This is a genomic window from Chitinophaga pinensis (assembly GCF_007896845.1).
GTDB lineage: Bacteria > Bacteroidota > Bacteroidia > Chitinophagales > Chitinophagaceae > Chitinophaga > Chitinophaga pinensis_C.
The window spans coordinates 241,240-257,239 of record NZ_VOHS01000001.1 but is presented as its reverse complement, the minus strand read 5'-3'; the positions used below and the strand labels follow the sequence as shown (position 1 = coordinate 257,239).

Annotated in this window: 21 protein-coding genes; 7 read left to right on the top strand and 14 right to left on the bottom strand. The window is 44.4% G+C overall.

Annotated elements, in window-relative coordinates:
- The first annotated feature begins 17 nt into the window (after positions 1-17).
- Positions 18-1,997 (top strand): thiamine pyrophosphate-dependent enzyme, encoded by a 1,980-nt coding sequence (locus FEF09_RS01085; RefSeq protein ID WP_146303049.1) that lies wholly within the window; start codon positions 18-20, stop codon positions 1,995-1,997.
- 71 nt (positions 1,998-2,068) lie between these two features.
- Complete coding sequence (locus tag FEF09_RS30560) at positions 2,069-2,212, top strand: hypothetical protein (RefSeq protein WP_012788481.1); 144 nt, start codon at positions 2,069-2,071, stop codon at positions 2,210-2,212.
- A gap of 64 nt (positions 2,213-2,276) precedes the next feature.
- Here the strand turns inward: FEF09_RS30560 and FEF09_RS01080 are convergent, their stop codons facing one another.
- Positions 2,277-3,017 carry an NYN domain-containing protein gene (locus FEF09_RS01080; protein ID WP_146303047.1) on the bottom strand — a complete coding sequence of 247 codons (741 nt, stop codon included), beginning with the start codon at positions 3,015-3,017 and terminating at the stop codon, positions 2,277-2,279.
- Positions 3,018-3,134: 117 nt separating this feature from the next.
- Here FEF09_RS01080 and FEF09_RS01075 point away from each other — a divergent pair, with 117 nt between their 5' ends.
- Positions 3,135-4,361 carry an MFS transporter gene (locus FEF09_RS01075; RefSeq protein WP_146303045.1) on the top strand — a complete coding sequence of 409 codons (1,227 nt, stop codon included), beginning with the start codon at positions 3,135-3,137 and terminating at the stop codon, positions 4,359-4,361.
- Positions 4,362-4,450: 89 nt separating this feature from the next.
- Here the strand turns inward: FEF09_RS01075 and FEF09_RS01070 are convergent, their stop codons facing one another.
- From FEF09_RS01070 to FEF09_RS01060, 3 genes are read right to left on the bottom strand one after another with little or no spacing between them, the layout of a single operon-like run.
- Positions 4,451-5,527: an iron-containing alcohol dehydrogenase family protein gene (locus tag FEF09_RS01070; RefSeq protein WP_146303043.1), complete on the bottom strand. Its 1,077-nt coding sequence runs from the start codon at positions 5,525-5,527 to the stop codon at positions 4,451-4,453.
- Positions 5,528-5,550: 23 nt separating this feature from the next.
- Complete coding sequence (kdsB, locus tag FEF09_RS01065; RefSeq protein ID WP_146303041.1) at positions 5,551-6,279, bottom strand: 3-deoxy-manno-octulosonate cytidylyltransferase; 729 nt, start codon at positions 6,277-6,279, stop codon at positions 5,551-5,553.
- Between the two features lie 9 nt (positions 6,280-6,288).
- Positions 6,289-7,479, bottom strand: coding sequence for a DegT/DnrJ/EryC1/StrS family aminotransferase (locus FEF09_RS01060; RefSeq protein WP_146303039.1), 1,191 nt, complete (start codon positions 7,477-7,479; stop codon positions 6,289-6,291).
- Positions 7,480-7,559: 80 nt separating this feature from the next.
- On the opposite strand from FEF09_RS01060, the gene FEF09_RS01055 reads away from it, so the two are divergent.
- Entirely contained in the window at positions 7,560-7,982 is a 423-nt protein-coding gene (locus FEF09_RS01055; RefSeq protein ID WP_146303037.1) for a YybH family protein, read from the top strand.
- Between the two features lie 125 nt (positions 7,983-8,107).
- Here the strand turns inward: FEF09_RS01055 and FEF09_RS01050 are convergent, their stop codons facing one another.
- Positions 8,108-8,293, bottom strand: a complete 186-nt coding sequence (locus FEF09_RS01050; RefSeq protein ID WP_146303035.1) for a hypothetical protein — start codon at positions 8,291-8,293, stop codon at positions 8,108-8,110.
- Between the two features lie 516 nt (positions 8,294-8,809).
- Between FEF09_RS01050 and FEF09_RS01045 the strand changes: the two genes are divergently transcribed.
- Complete coding sequence (locus FEF09_RS01045; RefSeq protein WP_012788473.1) at positions 8,810-9,022, top strand: hypothetical protein; 213 nt, start codon at positions 8,810-8,812, stop codon at positions 9,020-9,022.
- A gap of 78 nt (positions 9,023-9,100) precedes the next feature.
- Here the strand turns inward: FEF09_RS01045 and FEF09_RS01040 are convergent, their stop codons facing one another.
- Together FEF09_RS01040 and FEF09_RS01035 are read right to left on the bottom strand one after the other, a co-directional pair.
- On the bottom strand, positions 9,101-9,379 hold the full coding sequence (locus tag FEF09_RS01040) for a hypothetical protein (protein ID WP_146303033.1): 279 nt from the start codon (positions 9,377-9,379) through the stop codon (positions 9,101-9,103).
- A gap of 20 nt (positions 9,380-9,399) precedes the next feature.
- Positions 9,400-10,167, bottom strand: a complete 768-nt coding sequence (locus tag FEF09_RS01035; protein WP_089810574.1) for a glycoside hydrolase family 25 protein — start codon at positions 10,165-10,167, stop codon at positions 9,400-9,402.
- Between the two features lie 122 nt (positions 10,168-10,289).
- Between FEF09_RS01035 and FEF09_RS01030 the strand changes: the two genes are divergently transcribed.
- The gene (locus tag FEF09_RS01030; protein ID WP_146303031.1) at positions 10,290-11,315 is read left to right on the top strand and encodes an SPASM domain-containing protein; all 1,026 of its coding nucleotides are present in this window, start codon (positions 10,290-10,292) and stop codon (positions 11,313-11,315) included.
- Between the two features lie 11 nt (positions 11,316-11,326).
- On the opposite strand, the gene FEF09_RS01025 is transcribed toward FEF09_RS01030, so the two are convergent.
- Genes FEF09_RS01025 through FEF09_RS01015 form a run of 3 tightly spaced genes read right to left on the bottom strand, consistent with a single transcriptional unit; the run spans position 11,327 to position 12,397 of the window.
- Positions 11,327-11,698, bottom strand: coding sequence for a hypothetical protein (locus tag FEF09_RS01025; RefSeq protein ID WP_146303029.1), 372 nt, complete (start codon positions 11,696-11,698; stop codon positions 11,327-11,329).
- A 34-nt stretch (positions 11,699-11,732) separates the two neighbouring features.
- Entirely contained in the window at positions 11,733-12,173 is a 441-nt protein-coding gene (locus tag FEF09_RS01020; protein ID WP_146303027.1) for a hypothetical protein, read from the bottom strand.
- A 26-nt stretch (positions 12,174-12,199) separates the two neighbouring features.
- The gene (locus FEF09_RS01015; RefSeq protein WP_146303025.1) at positions 12,200-12,397 is read right to left on the bottom strand and encodes a YtxH domain-containing protein; all 198 of its coding nucleotides are present in this window, start codon (positions 12,395-12,397) and stop codon (positions 12,200-12,202) included.
- A gap of 257 nt (positions 12,398-12,654) precedes the next feature.
- Between FEF09_RS01015 and FEF09_RS01010 the strand changes: the two genes are divergently transcribed.
- Complete coding sequence (locus FEF09_RS01010) at positions 12,655-13,689, top strand: AI-2E family transporter (RefSeq protein ID WP_146303023.1); 1,035 nt, start codon at positions 12,655-12,657, stop codon at positions 13,687-13,689.
- A 1-nt stretch (position 13,690) separates the two neighbouring features.
- Here the strand turns inward: FEF09_RS01010 and nadD are convergent, their stop codons facing one another.
- Genes nadD through FEF09_RS00990 form a run of 4 tightly spaced genes read right to left on the bottom strand, consistent with a single transcriptional unit; the run spans position 13,691 to position 15,959 of the window.
- The gene (gene nadD, locus FEF09_RS01005; protein WP_146303021.1) at positions 13,691-14,302 is read right to left on the bottom strand and encodes a nicotinate (nicotinamide) nucleotide adenylyltransferase; all 612 of its coding nucleotides are present in this window, start codon (positions 14,300-14,302) and stop codon (positions 13,691-13,693) included.
- Between the two features lie 14 nt (positions 14,303-14,316).
- Positions 14,317-14,808, bottom strand: a complete 492-nt coding sequence (gene paaD / locus FEF09_RS01000) for a 1,2-phenylacetyl-CoA epoxidase subunit PaaD (protein ID WP_146303019.1) — start codon at positions 14,806-14,808, stop codon at positions 14,317-14,319.
- 12 nt (positions 14,809-14,820) lie between these two features.
- Positions 14,821-15,576, bottom strand: a complete 756-nt coding sequence (gene paaC / locus FEF09_RS00995) for a 1,2-phenylacetyl-CoA epoxidase subunit PaaC (RefSeq protein ID WP_146303017.1) — start codon at positions 15,574-15,576, stop codon at positions 14,821-14,823.
- Positions 15,577-15,590: 14 nt separating this feature from the next.
- Entirely contained in the window at positions 15,591-15,959 is a 369-nt protein-coding gene (locus tag FEF09_RS00990; RefSeq protein WP_146303015.1) for a 1,2-phenylacetyl-CoA epoxidase subunit B, read from the bottom strand.
- Between the last annotated feature and the right edge of the window lie 41 nt (positions 15,960-16,000).

The following is a 16,000-nucleotide window of genomic DNA, read 5'->3' as shown; positions in this document are numbered from 1 at the left end:
GATTGAGTTTTTACACCATGTACTTTGAACGTGCACACATCAGTGATGAAGAGCTGCTGAGTTTTTACAAACAATTGCTATATCCCCGGCTGGTAGAAGAAAAAATGCTTTTACTGCTCCGGCAGGGCAAGGTGACAAAATGGTTTTCCGGTATCGGTCAGGAAGCCATTGCCGTCGGCGCCACTTTAGCGTTAGATATGGATGAATGGATACTCCCGCTGCACCGCAATCTGGGCGTATTCACCACCCGGCAGATGTCTCTTCAACAATTGTTTCACCAATGGCAGGGTAGTCCGCTGGGTTTCAGCAAAGGACGCGAACGCTCATTTCACTTTGGCAGCCGGCAGCATCACATCTGTGGCATGATCTCTCATCTGGGACCACAGCTATCTATTGCAGATGGCATTGCACTCGCGCATAAACTCAAAAAAGAAAATAAAGTGGCGCTTGCCTTCACTGGTGAAGGCGGTACCAGTGAAGGCGAGTTCCATGAAGCCCTCAACGTAGCGGCGGTATGGGACTTGCCTGTCATCTTCCTCATAGAAAACAATGGCTATGGCCTGAGCACGCCCGTAGAAGAACAATATCGCTGTGAACAACTCGTACAACGTGCCGCAGGTTATGGTATGCGTGGTATGCGCATCAATGGCAATAACCTGCTGGAAGTGTACCATGCTATTAAAGAAGCCAAAAGACATGCTTTACAGGAACAGCAACCCGTCCTGATAGAAGCAATGACTTTCCGTATGCGCGGCCATGAAGAAGCCAGCGGTACAAAGTACGTCCCTCCTGCCTTGTTGGAAGAATGGGCCAAACAGGATCCTATTCTCCACTTTGAAGGCTTTCTACAATACCTGCGCCTATTGGATGATCAAAAGATCAGGAGCATCAGGGAACAACTGAAACAGGATATAGACAAGGATATCCATGAGGCCCTGTCTGCCACCTCTCCTGCAGTCAGCATTACAGATGAACTAAGCGATATATATGCGCCGGCTCCTCCCGCGACAGATCCTCCTGAGGATACTCCTTCCCCGGAAAAGCGCTTTATAGATGCGATCTCAGAAGGATTGCATCAGGCAATGGACCGCTATCCCAATCTCATTCTCATGGGACAGGACATTGCTGAATACGGCGGTGCTTTTAAAATTACAGAAGGATTCTCCGGAATATATGGACGAGAAAGAGTGAGGAATACCCCCCTTTGTGAAAGCGCTATTATTGGCGCCGGACTGGGACTGTCCATCATGGGCTTTAAGAGTATGATAGAAATGCAGTTTGCCGACTTTGTCAGCTGCGGCTTTAATCAGATCGTTAATAACCTCGCTAAAATACATTACCGCTGGGGGCAGACCGCCGATGTGGTTATCCGCCTCCCGGCAGGCGCAGGTGTTGGCGCCGGTCCTTTCCACTCTCAAAGCAACGAGGCATGGTTCACCCATGTACCCGGACTGAAAGTCGTTTACCCATCTACGCCGGCTGATGCCAAAGGGTTGCTGCTGGCTGCCTTCGCGGATCCTAACCCGGTATTGTTCTTTGAACACAAGGCACTTTACCGCAGTATCAGTGGTCCGGTATCACTGGACTGGTATACTACAGAGATCGGGAAAGCAAGACTTGTAAAAAGCGGGGAGGATATCAGCATCATTACCTATGGTAGTGGTGTACACTGGGCCCTGGAATATGCACAACAGTATCCGGATATATCTTTCCACATTCTGGATCTTCGCACCCTGCTTCCGCTGGATTATGAAGCGATCAGAGCTGCTGTGGAAGCAAGTGGAAAAGTGCTGATCCTGCATGAAGATACCCTGACCGGTGGTGTTGGGGCAGAAATCAGCGCCTGGATAGCAGAACACTGTTTTTCATTGCTGGACGCTCCTGTCATGCGCTGTGCAGGACTCGACACCCCAGTACCTTTTGCGGCTGAGCTGGAGAAAAATTTCCTCGCTAAAACGCGTATGCATCAATACATACAGCAACTGATGAATTATTAGGCAGGTATGTATGTTGGGATTTTCGAGGATAATGCGCTAACTTGCAGCCCGGACCAATAAACATTTTTTTTATGTTGCTTGAAGTAATCAATAACGTAGAGACTACAGATTTTTACAGAGCTGGAGATAAGATCGCTCACTCTTTGACCTATGTTGTTATCATCGTGTTTGCTGCAATGTTCCTGTACGCGGCGATCAAGTACGCTAAACGCTAGTATTCAACAACTTAAGATATTTAAAAGCTGTTTTACTCCACTGTAAAATGGCTTTTTTTATGTCTTATTTTACCCTTACATATACCAGTTTCCCCATCTTACGGCCGCTCTCCCTGATGTCTATTTCAAAGTCATCGAAGCTTTTGATCAGCTGTAAAAGTTTGCTGTACCCATAGTTACGGGCATCGAAATCAGGCTGTTTCTTCAATAACAGATTCCCCAATTCTCCGAGATAAGCCCAGCCGTCTTCATCTGCAATATCATTGATACTCGATCCCAGCATATTCACCAGTTCCTTATCTGCCTTGCTGATGGCCTTTGTCTTTTCTTTCACTGTTTTCGGTTTGACAGACGCATCTTTCACCTCGCTCACCAGAATTTCAAGGTAAATGAACTTGTCACAGGCAGCCCTGAAAGCGCTGGGCGTCTTCTTCTCTCCCAGACCGAACACCCGCATACCAGCCTCCCGCAAACGTGTAGCAAGACGGGTAAAGTCGCTGTCACTCGTAATCAGACAAAAACCATCTACCCTGCCTGTGTAAAGAATATCCATCGCATCGATGATCATGGCAGAATCTGTGGCATTTTTGCCGGAAGTGTAACTATACTGTTGTATCGGGGTAATGGCATTGTCCAGCAGTACTGTCTTCCAGCCGGCCAATGTGGGTTTTGTCCAGTCCCCATATATACGTTTGAATGTGGGAATACCATACTTGGCCACCTCTTCCATCATCTCTTTCACCTTGTTGTAGGGGATGTTATCAGCATCAATCAGGACAGCCAAACGGAGATCTTTGTTTTCCATATATGCTTTATTGGGGGTGATAAACAAATTTAACACCAGCCTGCTGATAAAATAACATTAGTTGTAATTTTTCTGGTAAGCTCCTGTGTATAAATCCATTATCTGTAACTTTGTATTATGGATCAGTCGCCCGGGAGAGTTTACACCTTCCACTTCATTATGCTATGCCTCAGCAATGCACTGTTTTCCGCCAGCTTTAACATGTTGCTTCCGGAATTACCCGCTTATCTGACCCGGATGGGCGGTGAGGATTACAAAGGATATATTCTTGCGCTTTTCACTCTCATGGCAGGTTTGTCCCGTCCTTTCAGCGGGAAACTGACAGATACGATCGGCCGGGTACCGGTAATGATCTTCGGTTCTCTGGTATGTGTGGTGTGCAGTCTGCTTTATCCGCTCGTCAGTTCCGTAGGCGCTTTTTTATTACTTCGCTTTTTCCATGGATTCTCCACCGGTTTTAAACCAACAGGCACCGCCGCTTATGTCTCTGACATTGTACCAGCTACGCGCAGAGCGGAAGCCATGGGTATGGTCGGATTGTTCAGTACTATAGGTCTGGCACTTGGACCCGCTATCGGAGGTTATATCTCCACACAATGGAACATTCAGGTAATGTTCCAGATATCTGCTGTTTTCGCACTTTTATCAGTAGTGATACTGGCGGGTGGTATGCGGGAAACGCTGGCTGACAAACAGGGCTTCAGATTGTCCACTCTCCGGATCTCAAAGAGTGAGATTTTTGAACCTCTCGTACTGGCACCGGTGATCGTCACTTTTCTGACCTATCTGAGCTACGGAGCATTGTTCACCATTATTCCTGACTTCAGCAGCCACCTGGGCATTCAGAATAAGGGACTGTTCTTCACCTTTTTTACAGCGGCCTCTATCGGTATCCGTTTACTGGCCGGGAAAGTCTCCGATAAATACGGACGCGTTCCTATCCTTAAGATCTCTTCTTTTACAATGGCGGTTGCCGTCTTCATATTGGCAGTATCTCATACCCCGGCCATGATGCTGACAGCAGCCATTATATACGGTGTATCTGTAGGACTAAACTCTCCTGCAATCACTGCCTGGACGATTGATCTTGGACATCCGCAGTTTAAGGGACGGGCATTAGCCAGTATGTATATTGCAATGGAGGCTGGTATTGGTCTGGGTGCATACCTTTCTGCTTTTATCTATCACAACGATACCCGCTTTTTCGCACTTACGTTCTACTGTACGGCCGTGATGACTTTACTGGCTTCTGTGTACCTGTTGTTTATTTATCACAATCGCAGGCTGCAGGTAATGTGGCGCTTTGTGCATATGCGTGCGCCAATAAAGCGGTTTCTTCGTTAAATCAGCAGCTCAACGACTTACTATAAAAAAGGAAAGCCGTACGCTTCAGGCGTACGGCTTTTTCTATTAAAAGATATTACTGATCGATATTACAGCTGCTCGTACAGTGCGCGTAAACGCTCACGGGTCATCTGCTCTTTCCAGTCTTTACCCAGTGCATTTTCCCACAGTGGAGCCATGCCCAGTGACACATCGATCATGATGTTAAACTGTTCATCTGTCAGTCCTTTGGTGATACCTTGTGGAATGTCGATGTTATGTTTCTTCACCATTTCTTTAAACTCTTTCACCCCTTCCGGATAGAACTCTTCCAGCTTATCAAATACGATACAGTTACCGATACCGTGTTTGGTACCCAGCAGGTATGCCAGACCATAGCTCACTGCATGGGCCACACCTACCTGAGAATACGCGATACTCATACCACCGGCATAAGAAGCCATCATCAGTTTCTCATCTGCATCATCGTCCCACTGCTCTTTGTGCAGGAAAATCTCCTGACAAAGACGCAATGCTTCTTCACCATAGGAACGGCTGAATGCATTCAGATAGGTACCTGTCAGAGATTCAATACAGTGGATATAACAATCCATCGCAGTATAGAACTGCTGATTTACCGGTACGCCTTTGATTAATTCCGGATCGAGTACGATCTGATCAAATGGCGTAAAGTCTGAGTTCATACCCAGTTTACGGGTAGGACCAGTCAGTACGCAGGTACGGCTTACTTCAGCGCCGGTACCAGAGATGGTAGGGATACCTACTTTGTACACACCCGCTACTTTTACCAGATCCCATCCCTGATAGTCAGCAGAAGAACCCGGGTTTTTCATCATTAAGGCAACGGCTTTAGCCATATCCATCACGGATCCGCCACCAATACCGATGATACCGCTTACTTCACCAAATTCTGCTTTCAGGTCGTCTCTTACCTTGTCTACATACTTGGTTTTAGGTTCGTCGGTAACGTCGATGTAAACGATTTTATCTTTACCTCTCAGAGGAACGCGTTTTGCAAACGCTTCGTTTCCCTGAAAGAAGTGGTCTACGAAAAAGATCATTGGCGCATCGCCCTGACGGCGGGGAGCCAGTATTTCGTCAAGCTGGTCAAACGCACCACGGCCAAACACCACATAATCAACCATTTTAAAATTCCTGAATTTCATCTCGGTGGTTTAATGTTTTAGTATTACAGTAATTTTTCTGCCTTCACCAGATCTTCCGGCGTATCGATCTCCACGCCCATATATTCAGTCACCACCATTTTCATGGAAATGCCATTCTCCAGATAGCGCAGGCATTCTATCTTTTCAGCAGCTTCCAGCGGACTTACCGGCATTTTGGTAAAATCCATCAGCGTTTTCCGACGGAAAGCGTAGATACCGATATGTTCATAGTATGTGGTCGCTACATTCTTATCACGGGGATATGGAATCACCGAGCGGGAGAAGAAAAGGGCGTTGGATTTCTTATCAACAGTCACTTTTACATAGTTAGGATCTTCAATAGATTTCCAATCCTTCAGCACCTGCATCAGTGAAGCTACCTGTACATGCTTTCCCTCCTCTCCTTCAAAAACCTGCAGTAATTTCTCCAGCGGTTCTTTCTGGGTAAAAGGTTCATCACCCTGTACATTGACAACAATATCCACATCGGCACGATCTTCAATGGCTTCTGCAATACGATCGGTGCCGCATTCGTGTTCCTTTTTACTCATGATCGCTTTACCACCATTACTTACTATTTCGTTGTAAATGATGTCACTATCGCAAACGACCATTACCTCATCAAATACACCTGTATTAACGGTGCTTTCGTAGGTACGCAGGATCACAGATTTGCCACCCAGTTTTGCCATCAGTTTGCCCGGAAAACGGGTAGCACCATAGCGGGCAGGAATTAAGGCTACTTTCTTCATGCTGATATCTTATAAAGCGCTCTTTACCGCGTTCACCAATTTCTCTGCACGTTGTTGTATTTCTTCCTCACTCCAACCGAGGTTGATAGGCGTACAGATACAACGGCTCATGATAGCATCAGATACGGGGAACTGTTTTACTTTATACAATTCCATTGCCTGTTGCAGACCCGGTGCGAAACGGGACAATACCGCACTCTGTTTGAAGTGCTCCCAATTACGGATGTAGTGCCAGTTATTGTCAAACCAGTAGAAGGCAGGCAGACCGGCAGCTTTCATAGCAGCGGCAGCAGCTCTTGCCTGTGATTCTTCCGGCAGGAAGAAAGCGAGGAAAGTAGCACTGTCTCCTTCTGCATCCGGCAGACGGCGGAAGGTTACACCCGGTACAGTAGCCAGTGCATCCTTGAGTATTTTCTTTGTTTTACGCTGGATGCTGAGGAATGTATCCAGTTTACGTACCTGCGCCAGACCAACTGCCGCATGCAGTTCGGAGATGCGGTAGTTGTATCCTACATATGGATGCAGGTCAGCACCACGATCTACGCCAAGGTGGTCATGACCATGGTCAGCGTATGCATCACATTTCAGATAAACGTCTTTGTCGTTCGTAACAACGGCACCACCTTCTGCGCAGGTGATGGTTTTTACGAAGTCAAATGAGAAAGCCCCTGCGTGACCAATGGTACCCAGCGCTTTTCCTTTATAAGTACCACCAAATGACTGGCAGGCATCTTCTAATAATATCAGGTTGTGTTTGTCACAGATTGCTTTCAGTGCATCCAGGTCAGCCATTGAGCCGCACATATGCACTGGCATTACCGCCTTTGTACGCGGGGTGATAGCCGCTTCCACCGCTTTCGGATCGAGCGTCAGTGTATCATCCACATCTACCAGTACAGGTGTGGCACCAACAGAGAAAATACATTCAAAGCTGGCTACAAATGTGAAAGTAGGCATGATCACTTCATCTCCGGCACCAATACCCAGAGCCGCCATTACAGTGGTCAGCGCAGCAGTACCGCTGGATACCAGGTGTGTATGGCTTACGTTCAGTTTTTCAGAAATGGCCTGTTCAAGTTCCTTAGCTTTCCAGATGCCTTTACGGGGACCATCAAAGCCATAACGCATAAAAATGCCTGTATCCAATACATCATTTATTTCCTTGCGTTCTTCCGGGCCAAAAAATTCATATCCGGGCATAAGTTGTTGATTTTTGCAAATGTAGTACAATCATATTGCCCGTCCTCGCAAAAACTGTTTATCTTTTACTAAAAATTACCATGCGTTTATTGCTGTTCCTTATCCTGTTGACGGCTCCGTTTGCCGGCCTCCATGCCCAACAGCCACAGTCTGCCATCAAGGCCTTGTTACAGAAACAAACAAATTCCTGGAATCAGGGCGATCTGGATGCCTTTATGAGCACCTATTGGAAATCTGACTCGCTGATATTTATTGGTAAACGAGGGCCGACCTACGGCTGGCAGGCAACACTGGATAATTATAAACGCTCCTATCCGGACACGGCCGCAATGGGCAAGCTGAATTTCAATATACTGGAAATGAAACCATTATCCAATGATACATGGTTTGTGGTAGGAAAGTGGCACCTGACAAGGACAATTGGGGATCTGGAGGGACACTTTTCGCTGCTCATTAAGAAGATCAGGGGAAACTGGAAGATAATTGCTGACCATAGTAGCTAAAAAAAGAAAACCATCCCATGAATGGGACGGCCTGCTATACACCACAACATTAAAGAAGAAGTTTTACTAATTCGTTTTTCCTCAGTTGGATATTAAGGTTAATCTAATAAATCTATGGTAACGATTTAGTCTTTATTATCTTGATCGCGCACCACTGCATTTTCCTTTTCAGGTTCTTCGGAGAGATCTCCGTGCAGCGGATTGCGGGAATTATCTGCTTTACTTGTTTTTAACACTTCAACGGGATGCTGTTCCGGCTGATTATACTCTTCAGAAGACTTCTTATCGTCTTTTTCTTTTTCACTTAGCATATGTTCCGTTTTAGAATGTTTGCTTGTCGGTTACACTTTATACTTTGCAAAGTCTGTTCCAGCTGTCAAATCCTTGATAATTGGGCATTCTATTATAGTTCTGAGTAATGCTTTCCACAAAATGCGCCCCAAAACGTTGTAAGCTATGTGCAGCATCCTCCACATCATGGTAGTAGCCGTGGCTGGTGCAATAGATTGCACAACGTACTGCCTATACGTTTTAGCAGTTTTTTTAGCAGTCAAAAACACCCTATAAAAACTACTCATTCAAGTACAAACAGGCTACTGCAAAGGAAATGCGGTAGAAGAGCTTATCTTTTTTTAACATTTTGATTACCCGCAGATGGCATAGACTTTGAACATTATATATTCCGCCCGTGTTGATAACCACGATAGTTATACCTCAGCAATTCATGACAGTTACCCTGAAGGATTGACACGGAACAGGAATCGAAAATTGGCAACTTGGATATTACTACTACATATAAATTCAATAACAATTATAAAAATGCTACTATGAACATCCGGGGATACCAGTGGTCGGTACTGAAAAAACTGCTGAAACAGCGTTTTACAGAACTTTCAGACGAAGATTTAGTGTTTGAAAGAGGTAAGGAAAGGGAGCTGTATGTCAGACTTGAACGTAAAACGGGAAAGTCTGAGGAAGATGTTGCCCGCATCATAAAAGGTATGCAACAGGCATATTTGCAACAGACGACGTTGCTGTAAGGTTTATAGTGATCAATTGTGACTTTACTGAGAACGGAAGTTCGATGTGTAAATCTTCATGATTGATCACTTTCTTTTTTATTCATAGTTGTCCTGTACCTTACCCCCCTTTCGCCACATCCTTATCACAATAAACAGATACCCTGCAAGGGAAAGCACAAACCAGCTATAAAAGAAAATCATTCTTCCGGGTGTCGATTCTTCCGGAATGGCAAAGCCTAAATATAACCCAAGGAAAACATTGATCATCATCCAGAAAAAGAAGAGGAATACCGTCCGCATTATTCTCACGAAATATTGCACGATCCTCATATCAAATGGTTCTTTCCTGTCCTGTTGCGGCTCCTGTGATTCCATATCTGCTCTTTTTTGATGAATTAAGGAAGACATAGTTTCCGCAGTGCCAGGCTGTCCCCTCTGAATACGTTAAAGTCAACGGTTGTACGGATACCGTTCACCCTGCCTATATCGCTGTGCTGCCAGAATAACCACTGTCTCTTTGTCGAAGGTCGTTCTTTCTGGTAATAATGCGCCAGCCACAATGGATACTTGTCAAACTCTTCTCCAAGATAGGTCTCGTAAAAGTGTATGTTGGTATAAATGATCGGCTTAACACCGTATGCCTTTTCCATTTCCTCCAACCAGATCCTCGCAGTAGAACGGATCACAGCAGCAGGCTGGTTATTATGCACCTCTATATCCAGCACAGGTGGTAAGTCGCCTGATTCAAGCTGTACTACATTCTGAAAATTAATCACCTGCTTCAGCGGATCTCTTGTGGAATAAAAGAAATGATAGGCCCCACGTACGATTCCGGCTTTCTTCGCTTTCTGCCAGTTCGTTTTAAATGAAGCATCCTGACGGGTGATCCCCTCAGTGGCCTTAATGAATGCAAATGATATATGGATTCTGTCCACCTGCATCTGCTCTACGGCGGACCAGTTGATATTTTTCTGAAACTTCGATACATCTATTCCATGAATGGAATAATTCACTGGCATATCAATACCAAATTCTTCGTATCGTACAAAATTGATGGCATCTTCTTTGTCCAGCCACCATAGCCAGCCACCAGCAGCCAGACATAGGAGGAATAAAAAGACGAAAACCAGACGCCTGGACTTCTTAATTCGGAGTTTTGACACTTTTAAACTGATTCAGCTTTCGCATTAAATAGGAAGGTTTTCCAAATTTCACAGCAAGTATAATTATTATTATACATAACCCGCGTAGTTATCTTATTTTTACAATAATAAGTGATGTTGTTATGCCAGAATTTAATCTTAATGATAGCCTCAATCTGCTTTCTAAGTTCACGCTCCGCCGCGCCTGGAACGCCGGTAAGGTACTGAGTAGTTATTTTGTAAGCAAGTGGACTGGTAAGCCTATACAATGGGGTTATCCAATATCCGTGTCTTTTGAACCGACAACATCCTGTAACCTGAGATGTCCGGAATGCCCAAGTGGTCTCCGCGCTTTTACCCGCCCTACGGGTATGCTGCAGCAGGACTTTTTCAGGAAGACCATCGATGAGATCTATAAAGAACTATTATACCTGATCTTCTACTTTCAGGGAGAACCCTATCTGAATCCGGGCTTCCTCGAAATGGTGAAGTATGCACATGACAAAGGTATCTATACCGCGACCTCTACCAACGCGCATTACATGACAGATGAAAATGCCCGTAAAACAGTGGAAAGTGGTCTGGACAGATTGATCATCTCGATTGACGGTACTACTCAAGATGTATATACACAATATCGTGTGGGTGGTAATCTCGATAAAGTCATTCAGGGTGCAAAGAATATTGTGAAGTGGAAAAAAGAACTGAAGTCAAAAACACCCTTTGTGTTCTTCCAGTTTCTGGTTGTGAAACCAAATGAACACCAGATCGAAGACATTAAACTGCTGGCAAAAGAGATTGGTGTAGATGAAGTACGTTTTAAAACCGCACAGGTATATGATTATGAAGAAGGCAACCGCCTGATTCCTACCATTGATAAATACAGCCGTTATCATCGCAATGAAGATGGCACCTACGCTATCAAAAATAAGATGGGTAACCATTGCTGGCGCTTATGGCACGCTCCTGTTATTACCTGGGATGGACTCGTAGTTCCTTGTTGCTTTGACAAGGATGCACAACACAAATTGGGAGATCTCAAGAAAGAGTCTCTGAAAGAGTTGTGGCACAACGATAAGTATATTCAATTCAGAACACAGATTCAGAAAGGACGCGCCAATATTGATATTTGCGCTAACTGTAGTGAAGGAACAAAGGTTTGGGGATAACAAACCTTTTTCTAATCTTCTTCTTGCCTTTCGGCCGCAGCTTTTGCCTTTTTCTTCTTGCTGCGGCTTTTACGGAATTTGTCAAACAGGTTAATGCCCAAACGGACGCCTGCAAACTCCAGTGCCGTCATTAATGCACTGGTCGTGAATGATTTGAAACTGCCGCTCTGCCAGGCAACTTTTGCGACACGTCCTACTATGCCCAGTACGCCCGAATGTTTCGCGCTTCCCGGGATAACGGAATTCAATGCCATTTTTCCATAGTTACCTTTAAGATGCTCCACCCTGTTTCCCAGCTCATTTTCAAGGGCACGGGAACGTTTTTTCAGGCGGATAATTTCTTTTTGTAACAGGTCCTGGCTCGTTACTTTCACCTTGGGCATGTGTAAAAGTTTATCATGAATGCTTTGAACGTTGTTATAGTTGTTCGTATAATTCTTCCTCTTCTTCATCTTCAGACTTCTTCACCGCATTGGCTTCTTTTTCTTCATCATCCTTCTCCTCCACTTCCATCTCATTCAACAATTCCTTCACCAGCATATTGGATAAAGGGATTTGAACGAGCGGTTTTCTGAAGACCAATATAATACCCAGTAGTATTACAAACAGGCCCGCCGAGCAGGAAAATCCTAATGTAAAACTGTTGGTCATTTCACCGATCCAGAATCCCAGCACCATGCCAAGGAATACGATAACGAAAAAGAACAGCAGGAAAGCCAGTATCAATGAAAAGAAGAGCCCAAGGGCCTTCGATAGCTTTCCTGCTGCCTGAAGCTTAATCAGGTCCAATCGGGTTTCAAGGTATTCCTTTGCAACCTTGCCGGTCTGATTGAAGTAATTGCCGAAATTATCTTCCATGCAAATTTTTTTTGTACAAGCAAGGGTTATGCTAACTCATTTTCCAATGCATCCTCATATTGTTCCTTTTTCTTCTTGAACTTGTCTTTCAGCTTATCTGCCTGGAATTTCAGTTTATCTACCAATTCATCTTTCTTGTCAGAATTCAGAAAATAGCCAACTGCTACTCCTACTGCTGCGCCAACAATGAATGATACAACTGCTTTTGAACTGTTGCTTGCCATAAAATAAAGTTTTTTAAAGTGAACAATGATTTTACAATCGTACTGTACAGAAAACAAACATTATTCCAATAATTCCGATCTCCTTACGATAACTGTTAAAGAATATTTATTTATTACTGATACATGTTCAATAATCTGCACTGTTTAAACACTTTACAGCCATTAATAGTTTAGTTTTATAGTACATGAAAATATTGCCGTGAACGGTATTCTTTTTGCACGATAGCTATATCTCTTGACAGAATAACCTTAACCTCATGAGCGTAATAGACAACGAGCGTATAAAACAAGTTAGCTTTCTGCTTATCATTCTGCTACTGGCGTATGTACTTTTTAAAGAATTGTATACATTTTTCCCCGGATTTCTCGGCGCTGTTACCATGTATATACTAAGCAGGAAATTCATGTTCAGGCTGGTAGAAAAACGTAACTGGAAAAAGAGTCTCGCTGCCGCCCTGCTGATGTTCCTCTCCTTCATCATCGTCCTGCTACCTTTTGGTATGCTGATCAATATGCTTACAGATAAGATAGGATATGCAGTTTCCCACTCGCAGGAAATGGTCGCCGGTATCGAAAAGCTGAACCTTCGTATAAAAGACTCCACCAACTTCGATGTGCTGTCACAGGTGAAACTGGAACGCCTGCAGGGTTACCTCACTTCTGTTTTGCCAACCTTGCTGGGCGCCACTTTCAATACACTAACAGCCATCGCTATACTCTATTTCATTTTGTACTTCATGCTTGTAAACGCCAGAGAGATGGAAGCATGGTTGTATGAATATATTCCTTTGAAAGATGAGAACGTACTCCGTCTGGGGACAGAATTCCATAAACTGGTGATTGCCAATGCTGTCGGGATCCCCGCTATTGCACTCATTCAAGGTGTGGTATCTATTATCGGATACTTTATTTTTCAGGTACCACAGCCGGTTTTCTGGTTTGCAGTCACCTGTTTCACCGCTATGCTGCCTGTAGTAGGCGCGGCTGCTGTATATGTGCCTATGGGACTTTATCTGATTGGTACCGGTATGACATGGCAGGGCATTGGTATACTGGTATATGGCTTTGCGGTTGTAGGCACTTCAGATAATATATTCCGCTTTGTGTTAGCCAAAAGGATCGGAGATGTGCATCCTTTGATTACTGTGTTCGGCGTGCTGATAGGTGTGAATCTCTTCGGTTTTATAGGATTGATCTTTGGTCCTTTACTGATCTCCATGTTTATCCTGCTACTGGAGATCTACTCAAATGAATTCTTTACAAAGAAGCGCGAAGTGCGTATCAAACAGTGAGTTATTTATAATAATTATTCTCTGCGATATAGGCCGCCACATTATCCGGCACCATATAACGGATAGGCTTTCCTTCCTGTATCCACTTACGGATATCAGTAGAAGAAATATCCAGCATGGGGGCCTTTAATATTTCTACCTGTGCACCATGCGTCTCTGTCACTTCATGACCGGGGCGCAGATACACACAGATGGGGTAATGTTTGATGATGTGCTGATAATTTTTCCAACGGGTAATGTTCTTGAAGCTATCACTTCCCATAATAATGACGAACTCCTGCGTGGGAAATTTCTCTGACAGATAAGTCAGTGTATCTATGGTAAAAGAAGGTCTGGGCAGCGAAAATTCGATATTGCTTGCTCTTAATTTGGGTTCGTCCTTAATGGCCAGTTCCACCAGATGAAAACGGGTATGCTCATTCAATAATGATCCAGCTGGTTTTAATGGGTTTTGTGGTGAAACCACTAACCATACTTTATCAAGGTCTGAATTGTATGCTATATAATTCGCTATTATCAGGTGTCCGGTATGTACAGGATTAAATGATCCAAATACAAGCCTATCTTCATGCCCCGGTTTTTTGAGCGTGAAAGTAGTGAATAATAAGGACATATATATGTGTATCCTTATGAGAGCGGTTTGAACTGTTCAAACATCATCCCGCATTCCTTGCAGAAATGCAGCGCTCTGCAAAGTGCAGATCCAAATGGAGAACGCAGATAGGTGTTTTCACTACCGCAATGTGGACAACTCACTTTGATCAGCATATCAAGGTTTACCTCGCCTTCATGTTTGCCGGGAGGAGCAATACCATAGTTACGTAACTTCTCTTTTGCGGTCTCCGTCAGACGATTGCTGTTCCAGTTCACCTCTTTGTCAACTGTAACTATAGCGGGCATCTGCAGCTCTCTTTCTACTGCACTCGCGATGTTCTCTTTGATAACATCGATAGCCGGGCATGCAGAAAAAGTAGGGATCATTTTAACGTGTACCCCTTCCAGATCAACCTTTACATCTGTGATCATACCCAGCTCGAGTACGCTCAGTACAGGGATTTCAGGGTCCATAACGTGGTCAAGGGCATTGTAAACAGCCTGTAATGTGGTAATTGTTTGCATATCCGTTTTTTTCTACCAGGTAGCTTCCGGATCCAGCCGGAATACTTCTCCCATTTCGTTTAATAATTGTTGCAGATGTTCTGTATGCTGTCCTTTACGTCCGCCATAAACCGGTGCGGTCATTTGCGGCAGGGTAAGTCCGGCTTTTTCTATAACGGGTGATATATTGTTCAGCCATTGTTGATATAACGCCGCTTCACCGGGATATATCTTTTCAGCAATCAACACTTCCTCTGCTTCTCCTTGTTCAAAAATGCCGCCTGCCAGCTGGAAGCAATTATCCAGTGCCTGTTGCATCCGTCCTTTACTTTCTGCTCCTGCGGCGCAGAGTTGCAGTATCCACGCATCTGCGTGTAGTGTATGATACTTTAACTCTCCTTTTATTTTCGCCGCCAGTTGCTGTAGTGGCGTAAAACTGCTCTGTGAAAAAGACTGGTAGCGTACGGTCTCTGCATGATCAAACAGAAAGTGCCGCATCAGACTGAAATCATAAGAAGTGATTGGCATTTCAGCCAGTTGGGAACATTTGAAATCTGCTGCTTCTCTCATAAATGCAAACTGATCGGGATCGCTGCCATTGAAATGCTCCTGTAGTATACGATACAGTGCCCAGGCATGGCCGATCTTGTCCTGTGCCATAGAGGAGAATGCAATATCTTCTTCCATGACCGGTCCTAAGCCAGTCCATTCTGAATTGCGATGGCCAATTATGAGTTCATCATCCGCCATTTTGATGAGCAGTTCGGGTAATGCTTGTTCTGATTGCATTGGGATATGGGGAGCTATTTTGACTGTGCTTTAAATTTGTTGATTTTATCCATGACCTTAAATCCGCTGGCATCCCGGTATGTTTTATCCGGATTGTTGGCAAACATGTCTTCATCTTCAAGGTCGAATGCAAGTATATCTGCACTGCGTACCACCCATAGATTCACACATTTTTTCCTGCGGCCAAACTGTTCTTTGGCAAAAATCAATGCAAGGTTTGCGTCCGGAGCATGTACACAACCGACATGTTCATGGTGCGCGCCTCTTTTTTCCTGATGAAATACTTCGAATACATTCCAGTTTTCTCCTTCTTCTATACTGAAGGAGCCGTCACTATTATTTAACCGTAGCCGGTTAACACGTGGATCCAGTGATTCATTCATAAAACGTGGTACTTGTCTGTTAATCCCGGGGAACAATCTGA

Excerpts from the sequence above, each read along its gene's own strand:
- FEF09_RS01085 (WP_146303049.1), top strand. The coding sequence starts at position 18 with ATGTACTTTGAACGTGCACACATCAGTGATGAAGAGCTGCTGAGTTTT.
- FEF09_RS30560 (WP_012788481.1), top strand. The coding sequence starts at position 2,069 with ATGTTGCTTGAAGTAATCAATAACGTAGAGACTACAGATTTTTACAGA.
- FEF09_RS01080 (WP_146303047.1), bottom strand. The coding sequence starts at position 3,017 with ATGGAAAACAAAGATCTCCGTTTGGCTGTCCTGATTGATGCTGATAAC.
- FEF09_RS01075 (WP_146303045.1), top strand. The coding sequence starts at position 3,135 with ATGGATCAGTCGCCCGGGAGAGTTTACACCTTCCACTTCATTATGCTA.
- FEF09_RS01070 (WP_146303043.1), bottom strand. The coding sequence starts at position 5,527 with ATGAAATTCAGGAATTTTAAAATGGTTGATTATGTGGTGTTTGGCCGT.
- kdsB (WP_146303041.1), bottom strand. The coding sequence starts at position 6,279 with ATGAAGAAAGTAGCCTTAATTCCTGCCCGCTATGGTGCTACCCGTTTT.
- FEF09_RS01060 (WP_146303039.1), bottom strand. The coding sequence starts at position 7,479 with ATGCCCGGATATGAATTTTTTGGCCCGGAAGAACGCAAGGAAATAAAT.
- FEF09_RS01055 (WP_146303037.1), top strand. The coding sequence starts at position 7,560 with ATGCGTTTATTGCTGTTCCTTATCCTGTTGACGGCTCCGTTTGCCGGC.
- FEF09_RS01050 (WP_146303035.1), bottom strand. The coding sequence starts at position 8,293 with ATGCTAAGTGAAAAAGAAAAAGACGATAAGAAGTCTTCTGAAGAGTAT.
- FEF09_RS01045 (WP_012788473.1), top strand. The coding sequence starts at position 8,810 with ATGAACATCCGGGGATACCAGTGGTCGGTACTGAAAAAACTGCTGAAA.
- FEF09_RS01040 (WP_146303033.1), bottom strand. The coding sequence starts at position 9,379 with ATGGAATCACAGGAGCCGCAACAGGACAGGAAAGAACCATTTGATATG.
- FEF09_RS01030 (WP_146303031.1), top strand. The coding sequence starts at position 10,290 with ATGCCAGAATTTAATCTTAATGATAGCCTCAATCTGCTTTCTAAGTTC.
- FEF09_RS01025 (WP_146303029.1), bottom strand. The coding sequence starts at position 11,698 with ATGCCCAAGGTGAAAGTAACGAGCCAGGACCTGTTACAAAAAGAAATT.
- FEF09_RS01020 (WP_146303027.1), bottom strand. The coding sequence starts at position 12,173 with ATGGAAGATAATTTCGGCAATTACTTCAATCAGACCGGCAAGGTTGCA.
- FEF09_RS01015 (WP_146303025.1), bottom strand. The coding sequence starts at position 12,397 with ATGGCAAGCAACAGTTCAAAAGCAGTTGTATCATTCATTGTTGGCGCA.
- FEF09_RS01010 (WP_146303023.1), top strand. The coding sequence starts at position 12,655 with ATGAGCGTAATAGACAACGAGCGTATAAAACAAGTTAGCTTTCTGCTT.
- nadD (WP_146303021.1), bottom strand. The coding sequence starts at position 14,302 with ATGTCCTTATTATTCACTACTTTCACGCTCAAAAAACCGGGGCATGAA.
- paaD (WP_146303019.1), bottom strand. The coding sequence starts at position 14,808 with ATGCAAACAATTACCACATTACAGGCTGTTTACAATGCCCTTGACCAC.
- paaC (WP_146303017.1), bottom strand. The coding sequence starts at position 15,576 with ATGCAATCAGAACAAGCATTACCCGAACTGCTCATCAAAATGGCGGAT.
- FEF09_RS00990 (WP_146303015.1), bottom strand. The coding sequence starts at position 15,959 with ATGAATGAATCACTGGATCCACGTGTTAACCGGCTACGGTTAAATAAT.